The organism is Zooshikella harenae, from assembly GCF_018837975.1.
Classification (GTDB): domain Bacteria; phylum Pseudomonadota; class Gammaproteobacteria; order Pseudomonadales; family Zooshikellaceae; genus Zooshikella; species Zooshikella harenae.
Window position 1 is genome coordinate 1 of sequence record NZ_JAGSOY010000066.1, and the last position, 25,353, is coordinate 25,353.

At 40.6% G+C, this 25,353-nt stretch carries 22 protein-coding genes and 1 pseudogene; 10 read left to right on the forward strand and 13 right to left on the reverse strand.

Going from position 1 to position 25,353, the window contains the following annotated elements; genetic code table 11:
• Positions 1-49: 49 nt before the first annotated feature.
• From KCG35_RS19200 to KCG35_RS19210, 3 genes and pseudogenes are all read left to right on the forward strand, one after another.
• Positions 50-919, forward strand: coding sequence for a Rossmann-fold NAD(P)-binding domain-containing protein (locus KCG35_RS19200; protein WP_215821487.1), 870 nt, complete (start codon positions 50-52; stop codon positions 917-919).
• An 11-nt stretch (positions 920-930) separates the two neighbouring features.
• Positions 931-1,407: pseudogene (locus KCG35_RS19205) on the forward strand (DUF2269 family protein).
• A 397-nt stretch (positions 1,408-1,804) separates the two neighbouring features.
• Positions 1,805-2,356: a hypothetical protein gene (locus KCG35_RS19210; RefSeq protein ID WP_230409270.1), complete on the forward strand. Its 552-nt coding sequence runs from the start codon at positions 1,805-1,807 to the stop codon at positions 2,354-2,356.
• Positions 2,357-2,643: 287 nt separating this feature from the next.
• Here the strand turns inward: KCG35_RS19210 and KCG35_RS19215 are convergent, their stop codons facing one another.
• On the reverse strand, positions 2,644-3,288 hold the full coding sequence (locus KCG35_RS19215) for a CatB-related O-acetyltransferase (RefSeq protein WP_215821488.1): 645 nt from the start codon (positions 3,286-3,288) through the stop codon (positions 2,644-2,646).
• A 339-nt stretch (positions 3,289-3,627) separates the two neighbouring features.
• On the opposite strand from KCG35_RS19215, the gene KCG35_RS19220 reads away from it, so the two are divergent.
• Both KCG35_RS19220 and KCG35_RS19225 read left to right on the forward strand, forming a co-directional pair.
• The gene (locus tag KCG35_RS19220) at positions 3,628-4,191 is read left to right on the forward strand and encodes a cytochrome b (protein ID WP_215821489.1); all 564 of its coding nucleotides are present in this window, start codon (positions 3,628-3,630) and stop codon (positions 4,189-4,191) included.
• Positions 4,192-4,225: 34 nt separating this feature from the next.
• Positions 4,226-4,810: a YceI family protein gene (locus tag KCG35_RS19225; RefSeq protein ID WP_215821490.1), complete on the forward strand. Its 585-nt coding sequence runs from the start codon at positions 4,226-4,228 to the stop codon at positions 4,808-4,810.
• Positions 4,811-4,981: 171 nt separating this feature from the next.
• Here the strand turns inward: KCG35_RS19225 and KCG35_RS19230 are convergent, their stop codons facing one another.
• The 12 genes from KCG35_RS19230 to ftsY form a co-directional block, all read right to left on the reverse strand.
• Positions 4,982-5,257 (reverse strand): hypothetical protein, encoded by a 276-nt coding sequence (locus KCG35_RS19230; RefSeq protein WP_215821491.1) that lies wholly within the window; start codon positions 5,255-5,257, stop codon positions 4,982-4,984.
• A gap of 686 nt (positions 5,258-5,943) precedes the next feature.
• Positions 5,944-8,808: a DUF2339 domain-containing protein gene (locus tag KCG35_RS19235; protein ID WP_215821492.1), complete on the reverse strand. Its 2,865-nt coding sequence runs from the start codon at positions 8,806-8,808 to the stop codon at positions 5,944-5,946.
• Between the two features lie 322 nt (positions 8,809-9,130).
• Positions 9,131-9,835, reverse strand: a complete 705-nt coding sequence (gene trmB, locus KCG35_RS19240; RefSeq protein WP_215821493.1) for a tRNA (guanosine(46)-N7)-methyltransferase TrmB — start codon at positions 9,833-9,835, stop codon at positions 9,131-9,133.
• Positions 9,836-10,041: 206 nt separating this feature from the next.
• Positions 10,042-10,434 carry a DUF423 domain-containing protein gene (locus tag KCG35_RS19245; RefSeq protein ID WP_215821494.1) on the reverse strand — a complete coding sequence of 131 codons (393 nt, stop codon included), beginning with the start codon at positions 10,432-10,434 and terminating at the stop codon, positions 10,042-10,044.
• A gap of 420 nt (positions 10,435-10,854) precedes the next feature.
• Positions 10,855-11,463, reverse strand: coding sequence for a PEP-CTERM sorting domain-containing protein (locus tag KCG35_RS19250; protein ID WP_215821495.1), 609 nt, complete (start codon positions 11,461-11,463; stop codon positions 10,855-10,857).
• A gap of 298 nt (positions 11,464-11,761) precedes the next feature.
• Positions 11,762-12,268, reverse strand: a complete 507-nt coding sequence (locus KCG35_RS19255; protein WP_215821496.1) for a glycine cleavage system transcriptional repressor — start codon at positions 12,266-12,268, stop codon at positions 11,762-11,764.
• Positions 12,269-12,333: 65 nt separating this feature from the next.
• Positions 12,334-13,842 carry a DUF3360 family protein gene (locus tag KCG35_RS19260; protein WP_215821497.1) on the reverse strand — a complete coding sequence of 503 codons (1,509 nt, stop codon included), beginning with the start codon at positions 13,840-13,842 and terminating at the stop codon, positions 12,334-12,336.
• A gap of 541 nt (positions 13,843-14,383) precedes the next feature.
• The gene (locus KCG35_RS19265; protein WP_215821498.1) at positions 14,384-14,602 is read right to left on the reverse strand and encodes a hypothetical protein; all 219 of its coding nucleotides are present in this window, start codon (positions 14,600-14,602) and stop codon (positions 14,384-14,386) included.
• 260 nt (positions 14,603-14,862) lie between these two features.
• Complete coding sequence (rpoH, locus tag KCG35_RS19270) at positions 14,863-15,717, reverse strand: RNA polymerase sigma factor RpoH (RefSeq protein WP_215821499.1); 855 nt, start codon at positions 15,715-15,717, stop codon at positions 14,863-14,865.
• Positions 15,718-15,888: 171 nt separating this feature from the next.
• Positions 15,889-16,947 carry a permease-like cell division protein FtsX gene (gene ftsX / locus KCG35_RS19275; RefSeq protein ID WP_215821500.1) on the reverse strand — a complete coding sequence of 353 codons (1,059 nt, stop codon included), beginning with the start codon at positions 16,945-16,947 and terminating at the stop codon, positions 15,889-15,891.
• The gene (gene ftsE, locus KCG35_RS19280; protein ID WP_215821501.1) at positions 16,944-17,630 is read right to left on the reverse strand and encodes a cell division ATP-binding protein FtsE; all 687 of its coding nucleotides are present in this window, start codon (positions 17,628-17,630) and stop codon (positions 16,944-16,946) included. Before ftsE ends, ftsX begins: the two co-directional genes overlap by 4 nt.
• A gap of 58 nt (positions 17,631-17,688) precedes the next feature.
• Complete coding sequence (gene ftsY, locus KCG35_RS19285) at positions 17,689-19,098, reverse strand: signal recognition particle-docking protein FtsY (RefSeq protein ID WP_215821502.1); 1,410 nt, start codon at positions 19,096-19,098, stop codon at positions 17,689-17,691.
• A gap of 242 nt (positions 19,099-19,340) precedes the next feature.
• Between ftsY and KCG35_RS19290 the strand changes: the two genes are divergently transcribed.
• From KCG35_RS19290 to KCG35_RS19310, 5 genes are all read left to right on the forward strand, one after another.
• The gene (locus KCG35_RS19290) at positions 19,341-20,732 is read left to right on the forward strand and encodes a M16 family metallopeptidase (RefSeq protein ID WP_215821503.1); all 1,392 of its coding nucleotides are present in this window, start codon (positions 19,341-19,343) and stop codon (positions 20,730-20,732) included.
• A 2-nt stretch (positions 20,733-20,734) separates the two neighbouring features.
• Positions 20,735-22,288, forward strand: a complete 1,554-nt coding sequence (locus tag KCG35_RS19295; protein WP_215821504.1) for a M16 family metallopeptidase — start codon at positions 20,735-20,737, stop codon at positions 22,286-22,288.
• A complete protein-coding gene (gene rsmD, locus KCG35_RS19300) occupies positions 22,257-22,889 on the forward strand; it encodes a 16S rRNA (guanine(966)-N(2))-methyltransferase RsmD (protein ID WP_215821505.1) in 633 nt (210 codons plus the stop codon). The genes KCG35_RS19295 and rsmD overlap by 32 nt, the downstream gene beginning before the upstream one ends.
• Before the next feature lie 508 nt (positions 22,890-23,397).
• Positions 23,398-23,763 carry a DUF5362 domain-containing protein gene (locus KCG35_RS19305; protein ID WP_215821506.1) on the forward strand — a complete coding sequence of 122 codons (366 nt, stop codon included), beginning with the start codon at positions 23,398-23,400 and terminating at the stop codon, positions 23,761-23,763.
• 132 nt (positions 23,764-23,895) lie between these two features.
• Positions 23,896-25,335 carry a coniferyl aldehyde dehydrogenase gene (locus KCG35_RS19310; RefSeq protein ID WP_215821507.1) on the forward strand — a complete coding sequence of 480 codons (1,440 nt, stop codon included), beginning with the start codon at positions 23,896-23,898 and terminating at the stop codon, positions 25,333-25,335.
• Positions 25,336-25,353: the final 18 nt, after the last annotated feature.

Here is a 25,353-nt window from a genome sequence, read left to right on the forward strand (position 1 = left end):
ATCCTTATTTTTTTTGTTTGGCGACTATATTATAAGGAGTTAAACGGTTTTGTCTTACCTTCTTGATGAAATATTCGGGCTAGGTGAGCCTGAAGATGGTGAGTTTATAAGAAGTAAACACCAATTTGATAGTTATCTGCATCAACATTTTCCTAGTGCTATTATTGTCAGGCCATCAGTCGTATTTTCCTGTAGAGGATCATATGGTGGTACATCCCTTTTAAGAGCCATTGCCTGTTTACCTATTATTCCCCTTGTGGATGAAGGCCAACAACAGCTTCAGCCTATTCTTTTAGAGGACCTTGCACAGACTATTTTAAAGCTGCTCACCTATAATGGCAGCAGACAAACATTTTATCCCGCTGGACCAGACGTGCTAACGATTAAAGAATTTATTTCCTTAATACGGCAATGGCTAAAGTGGAAGCAACCAATATGGTTTCCTGTTTCTAGCAAAATTTTCACTAAACTTATCAACATTAATAATAATTTAAATATTGTGCCTTTTAATAGCACGCTATTAAAAATGCTTGAGCATGGCAACATCATTCCATCGAGGGAATCCCAAGCCCTGGTAGATACACTGCACTTCCAGCCTAAGTCAGTAAAAGATACATTAATGAGTTCAGCTAGTTTTGTTCAGGACCGTTGGCACGCAAAGCTATATTGGGTTAAACCCATTCTATTTATATTGTTCAGTTTTATCTGGATCATTTCAGCAATCGCAGGTTTTACAGCGACTCCAGAGCAATATTCACCTATTTTAAGTGCCATAAATGTTCCTTACAGTGCTCAAGCACCTTTGGTTTTAGGGGTTTTTGCACCCTTTGCCTGGTTGGATCCTTTAGGAGGATTACTCAAAAACCTCGCAGTAATATCTTCTCTCTGGGTATATTGGATAATAACAGACAGCCGTTGAAATAAATCATTATGGTTGAATATTACCTATTGCTAAAACTAGTACATATACTCTCTTCAACACTGTTGTTTGGCACAGGGTTAGGCACAGCCTTTTATATGTGGCGTGCTGATCGCAGTCGTAACCACAACACCATTGCAATTACCAGTAAAAATGTCGTCTTAGCTGACTGAATATTCACCACCCCAGCTGTCATCATTCAACCTGTCACTGGCTTGTTAATGTTAACAAGTGTGGGTATTCCTTTAACAACATCATGGGTTCTTGCCAGCCTAATTTTATATATAGTAATAGGACTTTGCTGGTTACCTGTTGTGTATATTCAAATAAAGGTTGCGAAGCTAGCTGCAACAGCATTAGAACAACATAGCCTTCTACCTAAAACTTACCGCAAACTTATGACATACTGGTACAGCCTAGGCTGGCCAGCCTTTATTAGTGTTATTATTATTTTCTACTTAATGGTTTTTAAGCCAAGTCTTTGGTAATCACTCTTATTCTTATTTAGAACTATCTATATACTTCAGTAATAACTAGTGAACTACCCAAAAATTCCATTTTTTTACAAATAGCTCTAGCATCTAATTTGTGATTTGGTTAAAATGCACCCGTTTTTTAAACACATTATGTGATCTTACTTTTAGTAATTAGTATATCAAACAAAAAACTCTGTTCATCAAAACATTGTTAAGCCAACTGATTTTATTTATTACTAATAAAAAATGTTACATATAAATTTTTAAAGCCAGATTAAAATTTAATCAGTGCAGTGTCATTATTGTTGCTGGTTATACCTAACCAGCGTTTTCTATGGCACAAGGTACCCAAAAAATTCAAATAAAGCAGTTCATTACTTAGTTTTTTAATCAACACTAGGAGTAGTACATGAAAGCCATAAAGCTATTAATCGTATTAGTTGCTTGCTCATATTTATTTGGGTGTGCATCTGGCGCTAAAGTTGAAAATATGATTTACCAAGGGGAACAAAAAACTTATCCTAAAGAGTTAAAAGATAACCTAGAAGTTTCCTCAGTTTCTGGTGGGGAAAAAACCAATCCAGCTTGGACTTCTGAAATAGATAATGATGCTTTTTCTGCAGCAGTGAAAAAAAGTCTATCATCTCAAGGTTTACTATCAGAAAGTGGAAAATACCAACTTGAAGTGAAAATGCTAAAAGTTGATCAGCCATTATTTGGTTTTGATATGACAGTTACTACACATGTACAGTACACTTTAACAGATAAGACCAATAATGTTACTGTATTAAATGAAACCATTGTTGCTCCCTACACTGCAACTGTGAGTGATGCATTCAGTGGTATAAAAAGGCTGCGCTTAGCCAATGAAGGATCAGGAAAAAAGAACATCACAGGCCTCCTTGAGAAGCTATCTAAGCTAAATATAAGTTCACACCAGATATCTGTATCTGTTAAATAAAATTTCTGCAAACTAACTGCATCGACAAAAGCATGTCGTTTCTTTAGATAGGAAGAATCACTTGACTGTAGTCGATGCTTAAAGCCAACCATTAACATCTCTATGAATCAAACCCTGCTACAGTAACCTCTTCCCATTAAGTAAACTGAAATTCTACGCGGGTAGAATTGCTGCTGAACCGAAGCACGTTTGAAAGCGCTTCAGGATTTGTAATATCCAGTGTTATGTATCCTGGGAAATTAAGCTCTTAACTGGGTAGGTTAATAAAAGATATTCAAGAGGAAAAATTACTGAGTATAGTTTTTCGATGCATTTTCTAGCGCATCAATATCATTTGCACAGATATACTTTTTTAATGCATTAAATTTACCTTCAGGCCATTCGTAAATATTTAAACGAAGTATTCTTTCTATAACATCTTCCGGAAATCGTGTTTTAACAATACTGGCAGGATTACCAGCCACAATCGTGTAAGGTGCAACGTCTTTTGTTACCACCGCATTGGCAGCAATCACAGCGCCTTCACCTATTTCAACTCCAGGCATAACCATTGCCCGCATCCCTATCCATGCACCATCGTGAATAATGGTATCGCCTTTTCCTTCATATGACTCGGTCACTTGATCAATAAAGGGATAAAGACTAAACCAATTAATCTGATGGGTATGGTTTCCTCCCATTAAAATAACAGCTTCAGCGGCAATGCATACATAATCACCAATATAAAGTTTATCGACCTCCCACTGAGACTCCCATGTTTTCAAACTGTACTCGTCACCATATAAATAACGCACTACGGATTCTTCAAAACTGCCACCCCAAGCATCACTGTAATAGCTATGGCTTCCTTTAATATGAATATTGGGGTTTTTCACTGTTTCATGCAAAAGCTCAACTTTTGACCAATGCTTTTGCTTATTCAACTCACTCATGTCGTTGTCATTCCTAACTGTAAAATGACTGGTGCAGACACTCACCAGTCACTCTAGTGTAACGACGTAAAGACTTTTAGTCATTGCCGCCTTCTAATATACTCCCAAGTGAGGATGGGAACCTTTATCATTTGAGGCGATCCAAGCAACCATGTGTGTATACTAGGATATTTAGAGAAAGCACTTGAACAACAACGATATGTGTAAGAAAGTCATTATATAAACTGTGTATAACTACATTAAACAAACTTTATAAGTGTTGCCGTGTTATCCATAGAATATAAAGCACATGGCTATTACTGATAAATATGGTTTGACTGAGGATGAAGGTAAGCAACAATGCCTAAACTGAAAAATACGAAAGATGAATACGGCTGGGTCTCTATCAGTCTACACTGGCTTGTTGCTATTTCAGTTATAGGTCTTTTTATTCTGGGCTTATGGATGCGAAGCTTAAGCTACTATGACCCCTGGTATCGACTTGGACCTGATATTCACAAAAGTATAGGTATCATTTTATTTACCATACTCGTTTTCCGTGTATTAGTGAGACTGTTTAACCCTCCTCCAGCCCCGCTACCTTCATTAAGTAAATTTGAGCGTGTTGCTGCTCATGGTGTGCATTTACTTTTATATTTGTTGCTTTTCTGCATCATGATAAGTGGCTACCTGATTTCAACAGCTGATGGCAGACCTATTGAAGTTTTTAATTGGTTTAGTATACCTGCATTCGTTACAAACATTGAACATCAGGAAGACCTTGCAGGTGAAATCCATTATTACCTTGCACTTTCTGTCATTATACTTGCTGTTATTCATGCCCTTGCTGCATTTAAGCACCACATTATTGATAAAGATAATACGCTCAAACGAATTTTGGGGTTAAGCAAACCTTCCCAATAAACCAACACAAAACTATATGTAAAAAGGAGAACCCATGAGCACTCTACGTAAAAGTCTAGCGATTGCATTATTACCTATCTCAATGTCTTTTGCTTCTATCGCATCAGCCGCTGACTATGTCATTGATACCAAAGATGCCCATGCTTTCATTCAATTTAAGATTAAACATTTAGGTTATAGCTGGCTATTAGGGCGTTTTAATGACTTTGAGGGTACGTTCAGCTACGATGATAAAAAACCCACTGAATCAAAGGTTAACGTCACAATTAAAACTGCCAGCGTTGATTCCAACCATGCTGAGCGAGATAAACACCTTAGAAGTGAAGATTTTTTGAATGTTAGCAAGTACCCTACAGCAACGTTTAACAGTAAAAAAATCACTGAAAATGGTAATGGCACAGCAAAACTTATTGGTGTTCTAACATTACATGGTGTTACCAAAGAAATTACAATTGATGTTAATAAGATTGGTGAAGGAAAAGATCCATGGGGATCTTATCGCGCCGGTTTTGAAGGAACCACGAAATTTGCCTTAAAAGATTTCAACATAAAAGATGTTGGGCCAACCTCGCAAGAAGTAGAAATGTATTTATCTATCGAAGGTGTTCGCAAACCATAGAAGCCTTAGGTTTATCTCGAATGCCAACAACTACCCTCAGTCTTCTACTGAGGGTAGAGAGGGAGTAGATTTCGCATTGCACTTTTTTGATGCGTACTTTTCATACATCCCACATCATAATGGCATATTAAAAGTAAAATCACTTAACTCAAGAAGAAAACATCTCACGTACTAGGTGACTAGCTTAAAGAGTTTTTTACCTTTTGGCGTTAACTTAACTCTGCGATAGCGAGCATCATACATTTGACTTGGCATATAACGTATCAAATTGTGTTTTTTTCCCACCTTAATGATACAATCTAAATCATTCTTAGATAATGTGCCTCGTAATTCATTGAGTTCTCCATTACTCTCTTCTAATAATTCACAGAATTGTCGAAAACGAATCAAACCACTCACAGTCATTTTGTCTAGATGCATCTGAGAAATTTTCTTTAGATTCTCCATCCTTGAATCCCTGTTATTCTCGTTTTTCACTATTGTGTTTTTACTTATATCATCCTTAAAGAGAATCTTTCTAAGGTGATTTTTTATTACCTGAATGATCTTATCACTTCAATTTATACCCACAACGAAGGGTATAGTTAAAGAGCAATAAGGCCATTCAATATAAAAACACAGTTTAACTTATTACTAAACAAAAAATTATATCAAAATAATTTATACACCACACTTAATAATTTACTTTTTGCACAGATTTAATTCTAATACCTATCAGAATCATCCTCTAACTGTTGTATATAAATAGAAGCAAAGTAATAGTAAGAATGACTTAAATAGCAGTTTTTAGCTCGCAACAAAAACCAAAAACAAAACAAAACAAAACAAAAGTACAAAAAATTCAACTAAATCCCATTATCTCTGTATATATTAATTTTCTAGCAGACATTTCCAAAAATAGTGATTTTTTTTATGAGCAAGGAAGGACTGTCGTGTATAAGGAATACATGAGGGCTAAACAGCGAATACATGTTTAGCGATAGCAGCCTCAAGTATGTCTTAATGCTAACAGGGCCATGAGTACAGTGCTGACACAGCTATCACGGAAAAGTGCATCTTTAGAAATGCCCTAGCCTCAAAAGTATACAACTGTTGATAATAGTTATTCTCTATCTTGGCTTTATTCTATGTGTTCAACCTGGGTCAGCAGTCTCTTTGTTTTCAGCTGGAGGTATTGGTGAAATATAGCCAATACCCAATAACAGTGATCCAACAACTAAAAAAGCCGCAATTCTAGCTAATGTGCCAGTTGAAGATAAATCAATAATAAAGAGTTTTATCACAACAATAGACAACAGGACTACAGCACTAATCCATAACCAACGCCACTGGATTCGTGCACTATAAAACATGAGCGCTGTTCCAGTTAGGGCCCAAAATATTGAGTAAACAGCTTGCACTAAAGCCGAAGAAAACATTATTGAAAAGTCATAGTGAATTCCAACCCAATGATGAAGCACTCTCGCAATAATGATATTGGCCCAAATAAAAGCAGCCCCGCCTAATAAACCATACAAGACCTGATATTCAACTCGAGGAAACAATTGGTTACGGCGACAACGAATCCACCAGCGAACAATAAGTATCCAGCTGACGAGCCACACAAGATCAATAGGATTCAACAACGGAATAAAGAATAAAGGCTTAGTATCTCCAGGATGCCCTAAGGAAATGAGCTGCCAAAACAGCATTACTGCTAATAAAGGCATTGCTGTCAGTCGCCAATAAGCTCGCTGGTGTGCTGTAACAGGCCAGGTATGATGAAACTGTATTCCTGCAAAAATCAGCAATGGTCCAAACAATAATGCGCAAAAAACCCAAGCGCTTGAGGTGTCAAACCATAACTTAGCAAACTCATACCCCCCCCAGCTAAAAAGAACCGCTAACATCCATGCACAGGCAGCGTGATTAATCCCCCGCAAGGGAAGTACCCAAGGCATCCAGTCTCCTCGCCACAACTGTTGTATTAGCCAGGCAAAGGTCAAAGGCCATAACCAGAAACCACCATCACTAATTGGGCTTACCTTTGTCAGCATAAAAGCCATAAGGGTTACGACCATTAGTGTTATAAGCAACCATATATGAGACTGTAGTAATGGCCAGTCAAACCATTCATCAACACCTTGATAAACAACACTGGTTATAACAGCAAATGCAAGCAAAACAGTAAAAAACCACCGATCAGCAATAAATATGTCAAAATGATCAATTGCCCCGCCATACCACCAGCAAAGCCCCCACAACCAGCCAATGGTTTCTAACCAGGTCGAACTGCGCCAGTTTACTGGTGCTAATTTGAACGACCAATAAGCACTAAAAAAAGCAGCTAAAGCGATAAGAGAAGTTGCCAGCCAATTAGAGGGCAATGCCGCAACCAAAGTATAGTGAGGGGCTATATCAAACAAGAAAATCCCTGCTGATAAAAGCTGTAACAAAATTCCAAACCACATCAGTCTGCGGCTCAGTTGACGTAACGCTAACCATACCAAGCCAGCACCTTCAATTGCCCAGGCAGCACTACTCCACTGCCCATCCAGCGCTAAAGGTAATGATATGCTGCAAAATACCAGACCCAAGGCATAATAAACCTGTCCCAATAAGGGAAGTGTCATTGCAGTCGTTTTTTTAATTACCCGTGCTAAGCCAAAATAACAGCACCCTAAAATAAGAGCGCTAAGCGCAAGTGCATACGGTTTATGCTGTGTTAATAATGTTTGCCAGGAAAAGGCTACTATGGGTGACCCCAAAACCAGCGTGCTGTCAACGTACAACCCTGAAGTTATCCACCCTCCCTGCTGTTGAAGATATTGAGAAAATTGCATTCTTATTTGGCGCGCATATAACAAGCCAATGAGTGTATACAAAACTAAGAAAGCGATAAGAAATAACTCAACAGATACAAAGAAGCTAGGTTGATAACGCGTAACGCCCCAGGCAGATGCAATAACAACCGTAAATACAAATCCTAGAACATTTAGTAAACGCCAAGCTTTAAACCAAGCGATCAATGCTATTCCTATATTTAGCAATAAATAAAAGCTAAAAAGATGAATATAATTACCTTGCCCTGTTGATATCAGCACAGGGGCTAAGAAACCTGCAACTAGTGCTAAGATAGCCATACTACGTGCATCTTGTAAAATGGCGAGATAGGCTGTTATTCCAATTAATGACAGCATCAGCACGAAGGTAATAAATGAGCTAAGAAGTTGGTAATAACTGAAAGCAGCAAACAATGTCAAGTATACAATGCCTATTCCCCCTCCTTGCACAATTAAGCTATAGAGCCTACGGGTATGACGTAATTTCCAGCCAAAAGCCAATAATCCAACACCTAAAGCACATACAGCCAATAGTCGCAGTTCAATGGAAATCAGATCTTGCTCGGCTACATACTTCAACAAAAAGGCCACACCAAACAATAAGACAATAACGCCTACCCTCACAACAACATTACCTGTCGTGAAGTAATTGATAACAAAGGTAATAAATCGAGAAATAATATCAGGCTGATAAGTCTCTGTAACACTTTCTGAGCACTTGTGTTCTGTAGAACCTGCTTGCTCTTCTACATAAGTTGCAACACTGCTCTCTTCTGCTTGACTCTGAACCGCAAAAGTTTGTGGATGATCAGCAATATGACTTTCTTGTTCCGATTCAGATTTAGCCGAAAAGGCAACATTGGTTGTTTCCGTGACCGCAGACTCAGAAGCAACTTGTTCCATGGAAGCTGCATCAGCACTAGCGGAGTTAGCCTCCTCCTTAGGCATAATTTCATCCACTTGTGATGAGATTGAAGGCTTATCTGTAGTAGAAAAAAAAGAAGAAAGTTGCTGTGTTAATTCAGCTACCTGTTTATTTAGGGCAGTAATTTGCTCACTTGAACGCTTTAGCTGAAAACGTAATTCACTAATGGCACCTTGTAAAAAAAAGTTCCATATGATCAGGCCAATCACCATTAAAGGAACTAGCCCTACAAGTATTATTAACAACTCCATGGCAGTTACCAATGCTTTAACTATTTATAATGTTTAAGGTACCTTTCCAGGTCAGTGGTAGCTCTGAACAGCTCTTTTAATTAAACCTTACTGCCGTGTAACTTCTCGGCATATGTCTTCTATAACGAAAAAGGATGTGGCATGTTCAATGTAGCATATTTCACGCATCCCCATGACTCACATACCCCATCTTTTTATTGATGAACTATCTGTTATAGCCGTTTGAAATATAAAATGAGTGAGGAGAAAGAAGACAATGAGGGTTCCTACAAACCCTCAAAACGATGAAGAAAACAATATTGTAATGAAATCCAAAAGGGAATTATTCTGAGCGCTGATAAATCATATCCCAAACACCGTGTCCTAAGCGATGACCTCGTTTTTCAAACTTCGTTAAAGGCCTAAAGTCTGGACGCTCAATATACGGATGGTGTTCAGTTGCAGTATTCTGAAAGCCGTTGGCTTCTTCTAAAACACTCACCATATGTTCTGCATAGTTTTCCCAGTCAGTCGCTAAATGGAACAACCCTTCACGCTCTAATCTTGAACGCACAAGTTCAGCAAAGGCTGACTGAACCAAACGCCGTTTATGATGACGCTTTTTATGCCAAGGATCTGGAAAATAAAGCTGAACCCGTGCAAGTGACGACTCAGGAATACAGTGCTGTAAAACCTCTACAGCATCATGACAGAACACTCTTAGGTTAGTTAATTCCTGCTTATCAGCTTCATTTAACAATGCACCAACTCCAGGCCGATGAACCTCGATACCAATAAAATTAGTATCTGGTGCCAGCCTAGCCATTTCCAGTAGTGAATGCCCCATGCCAAACCCAATTTCAACAACTGTTGGCGCCTTTCGACCAAATAACAGGGCAAGATCAACTTGTTCAGGAGCGAAGTCCAGCCCCATTTTCGGCCAAACTTCATCCCAACCTCGCTGCTGCCCAGCTGTCATCCGCCCAGCACGAATGACAAAGCTTTTTACAACCCGGTGCTGCTTACCCGGTAGAGAATCCTCTGTCATCACTTTATCTCAATTTCACAATAATGCTCAGTTTCACCAAGAACGATGTAGCCTCCAAAAGCCTGCCTTTCAGTACTAGCCCAAACTGAACCCCATCTAATATCTTGGCGCTTACTTCAATAAAGTGCAGATTATAGGGATTAGCCAGGTCAAAACCAGCGTTGATTGCAAGATTAGTGTAATCATTAAACTTTGTGCTATCAGTACTAATCCGCTGTGTGCCTATGGCTGGAGTATTTTCGTGCTAATATCACCAACAGCAACCAGCCAATCAGTAACAGAGTCCCTCCAAGAGGCGTAATCATACCAAGCCAACGAATACCCGTGATGCTCAGCAAATAAAGGCTTCCAGAAAAAAATATTAACCCCGTTAAAAAACAGCAACCAACCCAGTTAAGCATTTTGTGCTGTATATGCTCGCTAAGCAAGGCAACCCCTAACAAAGCAAATGTATGGTAAAAATGATAATTGACTGCTGTTTCATAAACAGTCTGTAAGTGAGGTGTCATTGAGGATTGTAAACTGTGAGCACCAAAAGCCCCCAAGGCAACGGCTAAAAGCCCACTTACGCCACTGGCATGTAACCAACGATAATTCATTTTGCTCTCAATTTTTCATCATGACAGATACTGGTACACTAACAACAAGTATTAATACACAAAAGTCAGCCTCAACACTAGACTGCTAAGGTAAGAAATGTCTTGTGGGAAAATGAATACAGAAGTGAAAAAGAAATGACGTCCTTGTCCTTGCGCCACATGTTAACCAGGAGTGGTTAAACGAAGCTATAAAGATCATTCTGTCATGAGAAACAAATTAACCACTTAGTTACTTACATAAGTCATGCCAAACTATGTTTTCCACTATAAAACAGATCATTACAAAAAAATAAAGAATGAAGATGACAGTAATTGAAAATTTACCTGACACCTACACCAGTTTGACCAGCACTATCTAATACATATCAGATAACTATGTGTGGATAAAAAAGAGCCTGATAACCAGGCTCCCTAAAAATATTAACTGTTTTTACGGCGAAGTTGAGACATACCTAACAGTGTAACGCCAAATAACAAAGCTGTTGCAGGCTCTGGAACACGAACATTATAGTTGAAATCATCCATCACCCACTGATATTCACTTTGGTTTTCACTGTAAATAACCAGGCGATCAATGTTGTGCCAGTCTAGACGAACACTTAATGGCACATCGGTTCCTATATTAAATTCTTGACTTAGATAAACCTGCTGATTATCGCGCCAACCTGCAAACATAATGTCCTGGTCATTCCAGGCCGAAGTAAAGTTAGCACCAATAAAATCAAATGTTGAGTCTTGGTTTAACCAATCGAAAATAGCAGGACCTGCTCCATACGCGTTAAAAATAGCATTAGAACCAGAAGTAACACCTGCAGTATACCCACTATTTGTCTCAACATGTTCTCGACTGTACGCAACAATAGGTGCTGATCCATTTCTTGACCATGAAAAACCACCATAGCCTTCAGGTAACGCAGTGGCAGAAGTTCCCGGGTCTAAATCATCAAACGTGATAACCCCCGCTTGAGCTGATGCAATACATGCAACAGCAGCAGCTGTTGATAGTGTACGACTTATTATTTTTATCATTCATTTCTCCTAATCTTTTTCTTTATTATTAGTGAGGCATGTATGTGCAATAATGCACACAATAAAAACAAATGACAATTTTTGAGTCATACTTCAGTTGTAGCTTATTTAACTATTTTAAAGTCATAGATTCATTGCTCTCTTATTTGGTAGAGCATGTTCACTATATTTAATTGGAATTTATTGAGATGAAGGAAAAGATAATATGTATGACAAGAGAATAATTTGAAGGGGGAATAACAACAAACTACTACTCTTTATTGTGTAGTTTGTTGTTTCTACTTAAAGAAGCTTGCTACTATTCAGCAAGAATATTAGCAACAACACGAACATTTAAAGCTTCAAGCTCTGCAACAAGAGAATCCTGGTCAATATCCGTAGGTACTTTTAAGTTAAAATCTGCTTTAAAAACACTTCGCCCTAACTCTGTTACAGCAAAGCGGTGGCATTCCATGTTACTAATACTCGCACCACAGCTTTCCAGGATATTGGATATATCATTAATGAAACCTGGTCGGTCATCGGCTTCGACCGTCAGTTGTAGTCTTTTAATATCAACGGGCAATGGTGGTTGCACTTCAGAAATAACGGCATATAAATCAGTAATATTGGTTAACTCTGTTTGTAATGGCTCTGCTTGGCCCTCATCAACCTCAACTTTAATAATACCAGCACACTGACCTTCAAGATGACTTATTTTACTTTTTAACCACACTCCCTGTCGGGCATGCGTTTTTTCAGCTAATAATCTTATTAAGCCCGGACTTTCAGGCCCCATCAAGGTGAGAATGAACCGTTTTTTCATAGCCTATTTCCCGTACTCAATACTGAGCCTTTATAGTGAAGGCTCAGCATATCGATCTTTAATAATTAACGAAACGCAGGCACTAAAGCTGGAACTCCAGGTAACATGCCAACGGCTGCCATAGCAATAAAGCAAATACAAAATGCCAAGCCTGGAATTATGAGCTTATCAGTAAAGCTGAGTGTTTTAGCTCGGTCTTTATCTCCAATTAAACCGTTATTATCTAACAGCATTGTTAATGACCATCCAAAAACAGGGTTTACAACCGCTGAAGCAAAGATACAAATACCTGCAGATTGTGTGTCTTTTGTATCTTTAACCATTTGCATACCTGCTTCCAACAGTGGCAAAAAGACCCCTACTAATAATGCAACACTCATCACTGGTCGCCATACAGTTATATCCATTGGGTAACCAGCCACTGCCACGACAACACACATAATACCTAATAGAATGGCACCACCAGGAATGGGGCGCTTAGCAATCGCCGCAGGAATCATGTACGTACCCCAAGAGGAGGTGATATTACCACCACCAAAAGCTGTACCCACAACCTGACGAATAGAGCATGCGGTCATGGTGTCATCAACATCCATTAACACTTTTTTCGCTTTCTTAGGATAGTTAAGCTCTTGGAATACACGGTGTCCCAGAAAATCAGGAGACCACATGGCAACAGCAAGAATGGCAAAGGGCAAAGATGCAATGAAGTGTTGCATATTTGGCAAGCCCAGCTTCCAACCAGTTTCTGTTGATCCCCACCAATACATGGGATTCAAATTAGGTAAACCTGGTGCTGTTTTAAATTCAAAAGGCGCACCAAGTAACAATGCAATAATAACAGCTGCAACAGAACACAGAGGAATGGATAACCAACGCTTACCAATTCGAGCTAAATATGCATAAAGCACGATGTTAACTAGCAACACCACAAATGCCACATAGCCAACATTCATTTCACCAGCCCACTCAATCAGCGAGTTAATCTGTGAGGCTGTCCCGGTTAACCCCAGATAGGCAAGTAGGCCACCAGCCACCCCCTCTCCGGTTAACTTAACCAGTCGTGAACCACCTTTGGTTATACTTAAAATTAAACCGAAACCACCAAGCAAAATAGCCAGTGCCAGAGGATGCCCTCCAGCCATTGCAATCATGCCTATTAACGGAATCATAGGCCCATGATTACCTGCCAAATTAGCACGAGGGTTTAAAAATCCAGAGGTTAAAATAACAAACAGGATGGCAGACACCAGCATCTCAACGCGAACATTTTCAATAACAAAGTTTGCATCAAGCCCATATCCTGCAGCGTAAGAAGACATTACTGCAGAGTACATTACGGTGATACCAATTGTTCCCGCTAAAGCAGGCACAAGGTCTTCCCACTCAAACCGAAAATCACGCCCAGGAAGATTTAGCTTCCAACGGCGTGGCTTCATAATGGTTAATTCATGATCAAGGTAGTCAGACCGGTTGGCAAACTCACTACTGGGACGGTGTAGTTCCTGGTAACTCTTCTCTTGGTTAAGATTGCTGGCATCTTCACCAGCTTCATGTGGATGACTGTTATGCATAATGGCAAATACTTCCTACTACATACTACTCATTACTTACTAATCAGTGTGGAAAGTGTTTGTCCACTCCAGATACCCAGCATCAAATGAGCAAGCAACCCCCACACTTTATGCCGCAAAGTGTAAGTTGTTTTTTACATGCAACTAATGACCATGATCATTAGTTATACATATTCTGTTTAATATGCCAGCAGTAAAATGCTTAAACACTGATGATTTTTTCAACTTAACTTCCGTATTTATCTGGACCTCAAAAAGAAGTCTGGACCAATGTTAACTTTCACCATTTAATCCTAACTAGACAAAGTGTAGTTCAGTTCAGCATTCATGCTTAGGCTATTTTATTGACAACTGCGATTGCCTTTTAATGGGAAAGTACAAGTGATGATTAAAGGAAGTACCACACAATAATCACTTCAAATGAAATGATTACTCAGAATACAGTTGAGAGATATTAATGAAGGGTCATTTGCTAACAGAGCTACGCTTTTTTACGCTAACTCTGTTAGGAGATTTAGAGGGGGAAGGACCTTCAAAACCTTTAATAGGTCATTTCACACTGGTTATAAGAAACCGTAGGAAGAGAAATACAGTGTGCTTCTAATAATTCATTGGCCATTTCAGCTAAGCGCGCTCGATTATTACCTGAAATTTCTACTGTTCCACCTGATACATTGGCTATTAAAAACCACCCACCTTCAGGGATAGGCTGACAGTCGGCTTCAGTGTATTGATTTTCAGCAAAGTATAAACAAGACATATTGAGCACCAACCCTTTTTGTTTTTAGCTTCCGTTATTCACACTTATATAGATATTCCTTTTAACCAAAAGTTTTCTAAAAAAAATCCTAATAGTTCACACCTGTCTTGTTTTTTTAGATTTAACCAAGCTATTTAGATCAAGAGCCCGAATACCCAAACAATAATCACAAGCAAATAGAGAAAACAGTCAACCAAAAAAGGCCGCATAATGCAGCCTTTTAAAACATGAAGAACAGTATCTGTTGTTTGTTTTTTAGTCTATGCCTGAAGCGTCAGCTTAAGCTTTTTCATTGCATTCTTCTCTAGCTGGCGAATCCGCTCTGCAGATACACTGTACTTAGCCGCTAATTCATGCAATGTAGCTTTGTTATCTGTCAGCCAGCGATGGTGCAATATATCTCGACTGCGCTCATCCAAACCAGCCAGTGCATTCTGTAGGTTTTGGGTTGATGTTTCAGTCCAGTTCGCATCTTCAAGTTGGCGTGCAGGATCGTAACGGTTATCTTCCAGGTAGAATGCTGGTGCTTGATATGCTTGATCGCTATCGTCATCTACGCCAGCATCAAATGCTGTATCCTGACTTGACATGCGTGATTCCATCTCACGCACAGTCTTTGGCTCAACACCTAAATCTTTAGCAACCGCTTGGACTTCTTCATTGGTAAACCACGCAAGCCGCTTTTTGGAACTACGTAAATTAAAGAACAGTTTACGCTGAGCTTTGGTCGTTGCGACTTTCACTATGCGCCAGTTGCGCAGGATAAACTCATGCATCTCTGCTTTTACCCAATGTACTGCAAATGACACCAAGCGAACGCCCATTTCAGGGTTAAAGCGCTTAACTGCTTTCATCAAGCCAACATTACCTTCTTGAATAAGGTCCGCTTGAGATAACCCATAACCTGAGTAGCTTTTTGCAATATGGACAACGAAACGTAAGTGAGACATTACCATCTGGCGAGCGGCGTCCAAGTCTTGTTCATAATACAGACGCTCTGCCAACTCACGCTCTTCATCTGCAGTGAGTACAGCAATACTGTTGACAGCCTGCACATAAGATTCAAGGTTATGTCCAGGAGACAACACATCAATGCGTTGTAGTGCAGTGCCCATTAATATCTGCTCTCCATTCTTTCTATAATATTAGCTGGGTGAGTGTATCACCGTTTATATAAGAGTGTGAACCTGTAAAATAGTTCCTTTATCAGGCTTTAGTATAACCTAGCAGCATAGAGGGCCCTCAATGACTATAAACCGTTAGTCTGAACACATTCTGTGTAGTAACTACCTTGGCTCAATTATTCTTAGTTGCCGCTGACAAGTAAACCAAGCCCCAATCCAACCAAGTACTCCACTTGTCAGAACCAGTAACAGTGACGCATCCAGTGTCATTGCGGCGATCTTAAAGTGAGTTTCGTATAGTTGGGACAAATCTGCAACAGGGTCAGTCAGCAACCAAATCAAGCAATGAACTAACATCAGTGCTAACAACCCTCCCAATACTCCAAACCAAAGCCCCATGTATAAGAAGGGACGACGCACATAAGCATTAGTAGCCCCAACCAGCTTCACCACCACAATTTCTTCACGGCGGCTTTCGATAGCCAGGCGTACAGTGTTCGCTATTACCAAAATAACGGCCAGAGCAAACAATCCAGCCAACATAGCTCCTGCTCGTTGACCAAGCTGCAGCATAGCATTCAATCGTGCAATCCACGCCGTATCAAATTGTACCTGCTCTACACCTTTTATTTGCTCCAGCGTTTGGGCAATCGCTTGCTGATGATACATACCATCAACCTGCTTTGGCTGTAATACGATAGTGGCTGGTAATGGATTTGTAGAAAGATGCTGCAACACTCCCTTAAAGCCGCCCTGCTGTTCAAACTCCGACAGAGCTTGCTCTGGGGTAATCAACTCAACCTTAGAGAAGCGTTGGTCCTGCTGTAACTGCTCAAACACCTCAGTAACATTCTCTGTTGGCGTTTCCAACGTAAAAAAAAGACTGATTTGGGGGGCACCATCCCAACGACTACTCAGTGTTTGGGCATTCTCAATCAATAAATAAAGCATGGCTGGCAGTGAGAGTGCCACAGCAATCATCAGAGCAGTCATAAACGAAGCTATTGGTGCCTTGAGTAACCTTTGCAAACTCTGCCACATCATTTGCTGATGATGTAACAGAAATAGGCTGAACTCATTGGTTCGATGGGTGCGCTGAGCACTTTTTCGGGGTTGGCTCTCCTGGTTCACACTTGCTGTCTGCCTTCCAGGGGAAGACATATTACCTTTTGCTAACTTCCCACTTTTTGATCGATAGTTCTCTCGCACATTATTCGTCATAGTGCCCCCACATCGGACACTAAACGGCCCTCACTTAATGTCAGCACGCGATGTTTAAGCTGACCAATCAGTGCCAGATCATGGCTGGCAATCAGAATGGTAACGCCCACTTGGTTAAACTGCTCAAACAAGAGCATGATTTCACCAGACAGTTCTGGGTCTAAATTACCTGTTGGTTCATCAGCCAACAGCAAAGGGGGTTTGTTAACAACAGCCCGAGCAATCCCAACTCGTTGCTGCTCTCCTCCAGAAAGTGTAATAGGCAGTACTTTTTCTTTGTGCAAAAGACCCACTTTATCTAAAGAAGCCCGCACACGTCGTGGAATATCTCGAGGTGAGAAGCCGGCAATTTGCAGTGGTAATGCAACATTATCAAATACAGAACGATCAAAAAGTAAACGATGCTCTTGAAAGACCACACCTATATTACGTCTTAAAATAGGTATCTGACTACGCCATAACGTTTTTAAGTTCTGTCCGCCAACCCAAATCTGCCCTGCTGAGGGACGTTCAATCGCCGTAATCAACTTTAGAAGAGTGCTCTTTCCTGCTCCAGAGTGGCCAGTCAAAAATACCATTTCACCCAGCAGGATCTTAAGATTAATTCCTTCTACACCTGATTGACCTGTTGGATAACGCTTACTGACATTATCAAACTGAATAACTGTCTTATTTTGCTTCATTGATCACGTCTTATGCTTGCCAAACTGCTTGCCAGCCATCTAGGGGAATGATCGAGTCTTACTTATTTTCGTCCGAAAACAGAACTTCAATAAACTCATCGGCTTTAAATGGACGCAAGTCATCAATTTGTTCACCAACTCCCAAAAAGCGAATAGGCAATTTCATCTGCTTAGCCATCGCAAACACTATGCCCCCTTTTGCAGTACCATCCAGTTTAGTAAGCGCCATACCTGTTAAAGCAACAGCGGCATTAAAGTCATGAGCCTGATTTAATGCATTTTGTCCAGTACCTGCATCAACAACCAGTAACACTTCATGAGGTGCAGAAGCATCCAACTTAGCCATCACCCGTTTTACTTTAGTCAACTCATCCATTAGGTTACTTTTGTTGTGTAAACGTCCAGCAGTATCAGCAATCAATACATCAATATTGCGTGCTCGAGCAGCTTCAATTGCATCATATATCACTGAAGCACTATCTGCGCCGGTATGTTGAGCTATAACAGGTATTTCATTACGATCCCCCCAAACCTGTAACTGTTCAACGGCAGCAGCCCGGAACGTATCACCTGCCGCTAGCATCACTTTTTTGCCTTCCAGTTGCAGCTTCTTGGCTAATTTACCAATTGTGGTTGTTTTACCTACCCCATTAACCCCCACCACTAAAATCACAAATGGTGTACGCTGCTGATCAATCACTAGTGGTTCATCAGCGGGATCCAGCAACTTGCGTAGTTCTGTTTTTAATGCTGCCAACAGTGCATCAGCATCATCCAGCTCTTTATACTTAATACGTTCTGTTAAGCCATTAATAATGGCAGAAGTAGCTTCAATACCTACATCAGACACTAACAGCTGGGTTTCAAGTTCCTCCAACAGATCATCATCAATTTCTTTTTTACCAATAAACAGGGTGGTAACACCTTGCACAAACCCTTTACGTGTCTTGGTCAAGCCACGTTTCATGCGAGCTAAGAAGCCTTTCTTTGACTGCTCTTCTGCTTGTGCAGCTACTGGAGTATTTTGCTCAATCGAGTCAGGCTCTGGTGTTGTAATACTTTGCCTATCAGCCTGTAGCACTTCACTTTTAACAGGCTCTTCTTGTGGTATAACTTCAGCAGCTATATCAACTTGCAGTGTTTCAGGTGAAGTTTTTGGCGGTTCTTCACTCGTTGTCACCACAGCATCAACCTGAGAAGAAAATGACGGCTGAGCTGTTACTTCTTCAGTCTGGAGAGTTTGTGTCTCAACGGGTGAAGCTTTGTCATCAACCTCTTTTGCTGCTTGTGACGTATTCTTATCCTCAGTCACTTCAGCAGCTTGATGAGCAGGCTCAGCTTCAGCGGTAGGCTGTTTCTTTCTACCAAAAGGCCAAAAGCGCTTTTTGGGCTTTGACTGATTTGTTTCTAGATTTTCGGATGCATCGGTATCTGAAGAGTTACCGTTCCCTTTACGTGAACCAAACATAATTGTCTTGATCTATACCTAAGCTTGGAAATACTGGGATTATTTGGAGTTTGTGCCTGGCGAGGCTGGGCAAGTTGATGCTTTAGCTGTAATACGCTGTAAGCTGTGAGTATATTATCGCTTGTATTAGCACCACGACAACGAATAACCCATTATATATAAAGTATTATCCTAACACTTCTCGCTCGCTTGGTGTATGAAATGTTGCCTTGCTGTGAAGATATAACACAAAGGAAACCTGAATGATTAACGATAAACCCTGGCAAAAAATCATTTTAGGTTGCAGCTTGCTACTGTTAACCAGTTTTGCTGTAGGCCTTACACCCTCTCCTGTCACCAGTGAATACGTTCTACCAAATGGCTTAAAACTGATCGTACGAGAAGATCACCGCGCCCCTGTTGTTGTTTCTATGGTGTGGTACAAAATTGGTAGCAGTTACGAGTACAGTGGAAAAACTGGCCTCTCTCATGTATTAGAACACATGATGTTTAAAGGCACCAAAAACCTTAAGCCAGGGGAGTTTTCAAACATAATGGCGCGCTTTGGTGCTGAAGAAAATGCTTTTACCAACTATGATGCCACAGCTTACCATCAAGTGATGAGTGCTGACCGTTTACCTTTAAGCTTTGAGCTTGAAGCAGAGCGGATGCACAACTTACTACTCAATGAAGATGAGTTTAAAAAAGAACTTAAGGTTGTCATGGAGGAGCGCCGTTTACGTACAGATGACAAACCTAATGCCCTCATGTATGAACGTTTTAAAGCCATCGCACACCAAGCCAGCACCTATGGCAATCCTGTTATTGGCTGGCCAGATGATCTAAAACACATTAATGTTAATGATCTGAAAACCTGGTACAACCGCTGGTATAGCCCAAATAATGCTGTTGTTGTGGTTGTTGGCGATGTCAATCCAGAGCAAGTACGCAAACTGGCCCAACAGTATTTTGGCCCAATTAAAGCACGAGAAGACTTACCTGAAGCCCGTCCTCTGAAAGAAATCAACGAAGCAGGTGAGCGACATTTAACTGTAAAACTGCCAGCGCAACTCCCCACACTGGTCATGGGTTTTAATGTGCCTGCGGTTATTACAGCACAAGAAGAGTGGGAGCCCTATGCATTAAGAATGCTTGCCGGTGTACTGGATGGCGGCTATAGCGCACGTATTGAGTCAGAGTTAGTTCGAGGCAGTGAGGTCGCGGCCTATGCAGGGGCATCTTATAATGCGTTTACGCGAGGTGATACCTTATTCACTTTAAGTGGTGTACCTAACCTGCAGAAAAAGCACACCATTAAGTCGCTTGAAAAAGCACTGTGGCAACAATTAGATAAGTTAAAATCAGCTCCGCCTTCACAGCAAGAGTTAGACCGAATCAAAGCTCAGCTCATCTCAACACTGGTCTATCAACAAGATTCCATCGTTGCGCAAGCGAACTTAATTGGTTCCCTTGAAAGTATTGGTTTGAGCTGGAAGTTTGCAGAAGAGGACATCACCAAGCTGGAAGCTGTCACACCAGAACAAATTCAAGCCGTTGCCAAAAAATACTTTACTCATGACCGGCTGACCGTAGCGATTTTAGATCCTCAACACCAGCTCAACTCTCAACCTTCCGCTTCTGCAACTGAGGACTAGTCATGTCGAACTCTTTTTCTGTGGATAAACGTAAATTTTGGGCAGGCGTTATTATCGTTTTACCCATCATCATTGCCTTGCTTTACAAGACAGGTCCTGCCCCTCAACAACTCGCTCAATCTTCCCAGGCTAGTGAGGCTGCTAGCTCAAATAGTGAAGCAACGTCCTCAGAGCTGCCCCCACTTAATAAGCGCTTTAATTCTATTGCTGAACTTGAAAAGCAAAGTAACTTACCAAGTCGTGAGTTAAATATTCAGCAGTGGCAAACAACTAACGGGGCACATGTCTATTTCATGCAGGCTGATACTTTACCCATGCTGGATATCCGGTTGGTATTTGCAGCTGGTGCTTCACGAGACGATAAGCTTCCTGGACTGGCCCAAATAACCAATGGCTTGCTAGCAGAAGGCACATCTAATAAAGATGCGGCACAAATTGCAGCAGGGTTTGAGCAACTTGGCGCCCAGTTTAGTAATGGCAGTTATCGGGATATGGCAATTGCCTCACTACGAACACTCACTAAAGATAACTTACTCACACCTGCCCTTGACCTATTCACTGAAGTTATTGCTGCCCCCTCTTTTCCTGAAGATGCATTCATCCGCACCAAAAATCAGATGATTGCTAACTTACAGTACATAAAACAACAACCAGGGAAGCAGGCGAGCCAAGCATTCTATCAAGCGTTGTATGCCAAACATCCTTATGGAATACCTGAGCATGGCACACAAACCTCACTAAATACTCTCACCACAGATGATATCCAGGACTTTTACCAAAAATACTATGTTGCCAATAACTTAGTCATTGCAATGGTTGGAGGTATTGACCAGGCAAAAGCAAAAGCTGTTGCTGAGCAAATCACCAGTAAACTACCTGAGGGTAAAGCAGCCCCTAAAACCCCAACTCCAACCCCAATTGCAAAAGCTCAGCAAAAACACATTGAGTTCCCATCCAGTCAAACCCACATTCTGCTTGGAACGCTTGGTGTTTCTCGTGACGCCAAAGACTACCCTGCACTTTATATTGGTAACGAAATTTTAGGTGGAGGTGGATTTGGCTCCAGACTAATGAAGGAGATTCGAGAAGATAGAGGCTTAGTTTACGGTGTAGGCAGTGCTTTTATTCCGATGCAAGCAGCAGGACCATTTTTTATCAACTTACAAACCAAGCAATCTCAAGCTAAAGAGGCGCTATCACTCTCCCAAAAAATTCTGCAGAACTTTATTGCTGAAGGCCCTTCACAAGAAGAGCTAGATCAAGCCAAACAAAAACTCCTTGGTCGTTACCCATTATCCACCGCTAGTAATGCCGATATTGTCAGTCAATTAGGGGCTATTGGCTTTTACCATTTACCGCTTGATCATATGCAACAGTTTTTGGAAGATGTACAGGCAGTCACCCGAAAGGATGTGCAACGAGCCTTTGCCCAACACTTTCAAAAACAACCACTGTTAACCGTAACGGTTGGCCAACAGGCTAAACCGGATAACGCAGAAAAAGCCCAAGAGAAACAGCCCCAGCATGAAGCACCGCTCACGCAAGCCAGCCAGTAAACAGAAAATACACTCCAGTCAACGCCACAGCCAGCTCCGTATTATCGGAGGGCAGTGGCGTAGCCGAAAACTGCCGATCGCAGATCTACCAGGGCTTCGCCCCACAACAGACCGAATTCGAGAAACAGTATTTAATTGGCTGGCGCCTTATATTAATGGTGCGACCTGCCTGGATTGTTTTAGTGGTACTGGTGCACTTACTTTTGAAGCATTATCTCGTGGCGCAGCATGGGCTGATTTATTGGAAATTGCTCCACAAGCCAATCAGTTACTCACAACTAACTTAGCTACACTGCACTGCAACAACGCACAAACCCATGCTGTTGATTGTTTACAGTGGTTAGCTAAGCCTCCAACAAAAACCTACGACCTAGTCTTTTTAGACCCTCCATTTAATCAAGGCTTGATTCTCAAAACAATTCAAGCTCTATTAACTCAACCTTGGTTAAAAGCGGGTGCGCTTATTTACATTGAGTCAGAACCTTGTGACCTTGACCAACTTATTAGCACTGCACATGAAAGTGTACAACACTGGTCTCTACTCAAAAGCAAAACGACAGGTAATGTACAATACCGCCTATATCAATTACCTGAGCAATAAAGACTAATTCTCCTCAGCGAAGGGTACTCATCCCTTCGCTAACAACCCACTAAATTTTTTACCTTTTTTTGTAATATTTTTTTCTTCACTAAGACTCACTTCACAAATAACACACCTGAAAATATGGTTATATTTCCCTTAATAGTGAGCAGGTTATTCATAAAAGTTCATGTAGATTTACCATACAGACCATGAATTAACTTAAGGCATCTACTACACTTCATACAAGATTACGCTGTAGCCACGGGTACGCCGTATTTAAGGCATTATTGATACGACAAGTATTACCAAGGTTTGTGTTTTTCTATTTCAACAATTACCCATCATTGTCTCAATTAGCAAAGGTTTTCACTCTCAATGAATGGCATAATTTGTTGGAAAAGACACAAATCATGCATGCAATGTGTCATATCCCATTAGCACAGCATTACAGACTCTAAAAAAATCAGCGCACAAAACATCAACCGTGATAGATATTTTTATCGTATTTATTTAGGAGAGAATGCTAATGGATAATGAAAAAGCCTTAATCGGCGAAATGACTTTACCCATTTTTCAGTGTAAAGGTTGGCTCAAGCTGATTGGAGTTTTATCAATTATAGGCGGCATTCTTACAGCATTGACTATCATTGGGATTCTTATTGCCTGGCTACCAATTTGGCAAGGTGTTCTTTTATACCAAAGTGCTTCTGCCATTGAAGAAGCTCAACATAATGAGAGTAAAGAAGCCCTGTTAAGGTCTCTCAACAAACTTAAAGTTTATTTTATCATCATGGGTGTACTCATGCTGATTTGGCTAATTCTCATGGTACTTGGCGTAATTTTTGGTGGGGTAGGCGTGTTTATGAGCATGGCTCAAATGCAAGGTATGTAACCCCCTTTATTATAATGATAAATACAGTGGTATAGGCTTACTGGTCATAGTACGTGCTTGACACGCAATCCTCTTAGGCTCTAGTCTCAAACAATTGTTTGACACTTTTGCTGCAAAGTACGGTAAAAATCTATGACCAGTCAAGCTTCATTATCAGTGACAACGGATACAAAACAAAATACGCTTAATGAAGTATTTTCCCTACAAAAAAGTGCTTTTCAAATAACACCTTACCCATCTCTTGCTGAAAGACAGCATGCATTAAAGCTACTTCAACGCATACTGGTCAACCACCAACAAATAATTATTGATGCCATAAATAATGACTTTGGCTTACGCTCACCTGATGAAACTCGCATAGCTGAACTAATCCCCAGTCTGCAAGCCATCCGCTATGCTCAAAAACATATACGACGCTGGATGAAGCCTCAACGCCGACATGTAGGCTGGCAGCTACAACCCGCATCCAGCAAAATACTTTACCAGCCTCTTGGTGTGACAGGCATCATGGTGCCTTGGAATTATCCATTATTTTTAGCCATCAGCCCATTAGTCGCAGCATTATCTGCTGGTAACCGGGTGATGGTTAAGATGTCTGAATACACGCCTCATACAGCAGAATTATTTAAACAACTTATTACAGATAATTTTCCAGAAGATTTAATAAGCGTCATAACAGGAAGTGCAGATGTAGCCATTCAATTCTCTCGGTTACCCTTTGATCATTTATTATTTACTGGTTCTACACAGACAGGTAAAAAAGTAATGCAAGCCGCTGCAAACAATTTAACGCCTGTGACGCTGGAGCTTGGAGGCAAATCACCTACGATCATAGCACCTGACTATCCGATTAGTGAGGCTGCGAAAAGAATTTGTTTCGGCAAAGCCATGAATGCAGGACAAACATGTGTTGCCCCCGACTATATTCTTCTGCCCGAAAATCAGTTAACGTTTTTTATTGATGCGTTTTCTGCTCACTTTAACCAAATGTATCCCGACTTTGCCAATAACCCGTCTTATAGTCATATTATTAATGACCAACAATATCAACGCTTACAACAATGGCTAACTGATGCCCAACAAAAAGGTGCAAAAATAATTAATGTCAGTAATTTTGCACCAGATACAACAACTAGGCGTTTCCCTATTCATCTGGTTACTCATACCAATGATAATATGCTGATTCGGCAGGAAGAAATTTTCGGTCCCATTTTACCGCTGATTACTTACCAAAACATTGAACAGGCTATTCGCTTCGTCAACCAACAACCTCGCCCTTTAGCATTGTATTTATTTAGTCATGAACAGACTCTACATGACAAGGTTTTAATCAACACCCATTCAGGAGGTGTTTGTCTCAATGAAACACTGTTACATGTTGCTGTTGATGATTTACCTTTTGGTGGTGTTGGTCCCTCGGGTATGGGGCATTATCATGGTCAGGAAGGATTTCAAACATTTTCCCAAGCTAAAGGCATCTTAAAAAAAGGCCGTATAAATAGCACTCAACTTATTTACCCACCTTATAAAAACAAAGCAATAACCTGGCTATATAAGTTGCTACTACGCTAAAAATAGCTGTATTAATAA

What these genes read in the sequence shown, in the direction of transcription:
- KCG35_RS19230 (WP_215821491.1), bottom strand. Translation starts at nt 5,257, where the DNA reads ATGGAGAATCTAAAGAAAATTTCTCAGATGCATCTAGACAAAATGACT.
- ftsX (WP_215821500.1), bottom strand. Translation starts at nt 16,947, where the DNA reads ATGACGAATAATGTGCGAGAGAACTATCGATCAAAAAGTGGGAAGTTA.
- KCG35_RS19225 (WP_215821490.1), top strand. Translation starts at nt 4,226, where the DNA reads ATGAGCACTCTACGTAAAAGTCTAGCGATTGCATTATTACCTATCTCA.
- ftsE (WP_215821501.1), bottom strand. Translation starts at nt 17,630, where the DNA reads ATGAAGCAAAATAAGACAGTTATTCAGTTTGATAATGTCAGTAAGCGT.
- trmB (WP_215821493.1), bottom strand. Translation starts at nt 9,835, where the DNA reads ATGACAGAGGATTCTCTACCGGGTAAGCAGCACCGGGTTGTAAAAAGC.
- KCG35_RS19265 (WP_215821498.1), bottom strand. Translation starts at nt 14,602, where the DNA reads ATGTCTTGTTTATACTTTGCTGAAAATCAATACACTGAAGCCGACTGT.
- rsmD (WP_215821505.1), top strand. Translation starts at nt 22,257, where the DNA reads ATGAAGCACCGCTCACGCAAGCCAGCCAGTAAACAGAAAATACACTCC.
- KCG35_RS19295 (WP_215821504.1), top strand. Translation starts at nt 20,735, where the DNA reads ATGTCGAACTCTTTTTCTGTGGATAAACGTAAATTTTGGGCAGGCGTT.
- KCG35_RS19290 (WP_215821503.1), top strand. Translation starts at nt 19,341, where the DNA reads ATGATTAACGATAAACCCTGGCAAAAAATCATTTTAGGTTGCAGCTTG.
- KCG35_RS19260 (WP_215821497.1), bottom strand. Translation starts at nt 13,842, where the DNA reads ATGCATAACAGTCATCCACATGAAGCTGGTGAAGATGCCAGCAATCTT.
- ftsY (WP_215821502.1), bottom strand. Translation starts at nt 19,098, where the DNA reads ATGTTTGGTTCACGTAAAGGGAACGGTAACTCTTCAGATACCGATGCA.
- KCG35_RS19255 (WP_215821496.1), bottom strand. Translation starts at nt 12,268, where the DNA reads ATGAAAAAACGGTTCATTCTCACCTTGATGGGGCCTGAAAGTCCGGGC.
- KCG35_RS19215 (WP_215821488.1), bottom strand. Translation starts at nt 3,288, where the DNA reads ATGAGTGAGTTGAATAAGCAAAAGCATTGGTCAAAAGTTGAGCTTTTG.
- KCG35_RS19310 (WP_215821507.1), top strand. Translation starts at nt 23,896, where the DNA reads ATGACCAGTCAAGCTTCATTATCAGTGACAACGGATACAAAACAAAAT.
- KCG35_RS19210 (WP_230409270.1), top strand. Translation starts at nt 1,805, where the DNA reads ATGAAAGCCATAAAGCTATTAATCGTATTAGTTGCTTGCTCATATTTA.
- KCG35_RS19235 (WP_215821492.1), bottom strand. Translation starts at nt 8,808, where the DNA reads ATGGAGTTGTTAATAATACTTGTAGGGCTAGTTCCTTTAATGGTGATT.
- rpoH (WP_215821499.1), bottom strand. Translation starts at nt 15,717, where the DNA reads ATGGGCACTGCACTACAACGCATTGATGTGTTGTCTCCTGGACATAAC.
- KCG35_RS19245 (WP_215821494.1), bottom strand. Translation starts at nt 10,434, where the DNA reads ATGAATTATCGTTGGTTACATGCCAGTGGCGTAAGTGGGCTTTTAGCC.
- KCG35_RS19220 (WP_215821489.1), top strand. Translation starts at nt 3,628, where the DNA reads ATGCCTAAACTGAAAAATACGAAAGATGAATACGGCTGGGTCTCTATC.
- KCG35_RS19250 (WP_215821495.1), bottom strand. Translation starts at nt 11,463, where the DNA reads ATGATAAAAATAATAAGTCGTACACTATCAACAGCTGCTGCTGTTGCA.
- KCG35_RS19305 (WP_215821506.1), top strand. Translation starts at nt 23,398, where the DNA reads ATGGATAATGAAAAAGCCTTAATCGGCGAAATGACTTTACCCATTTTT.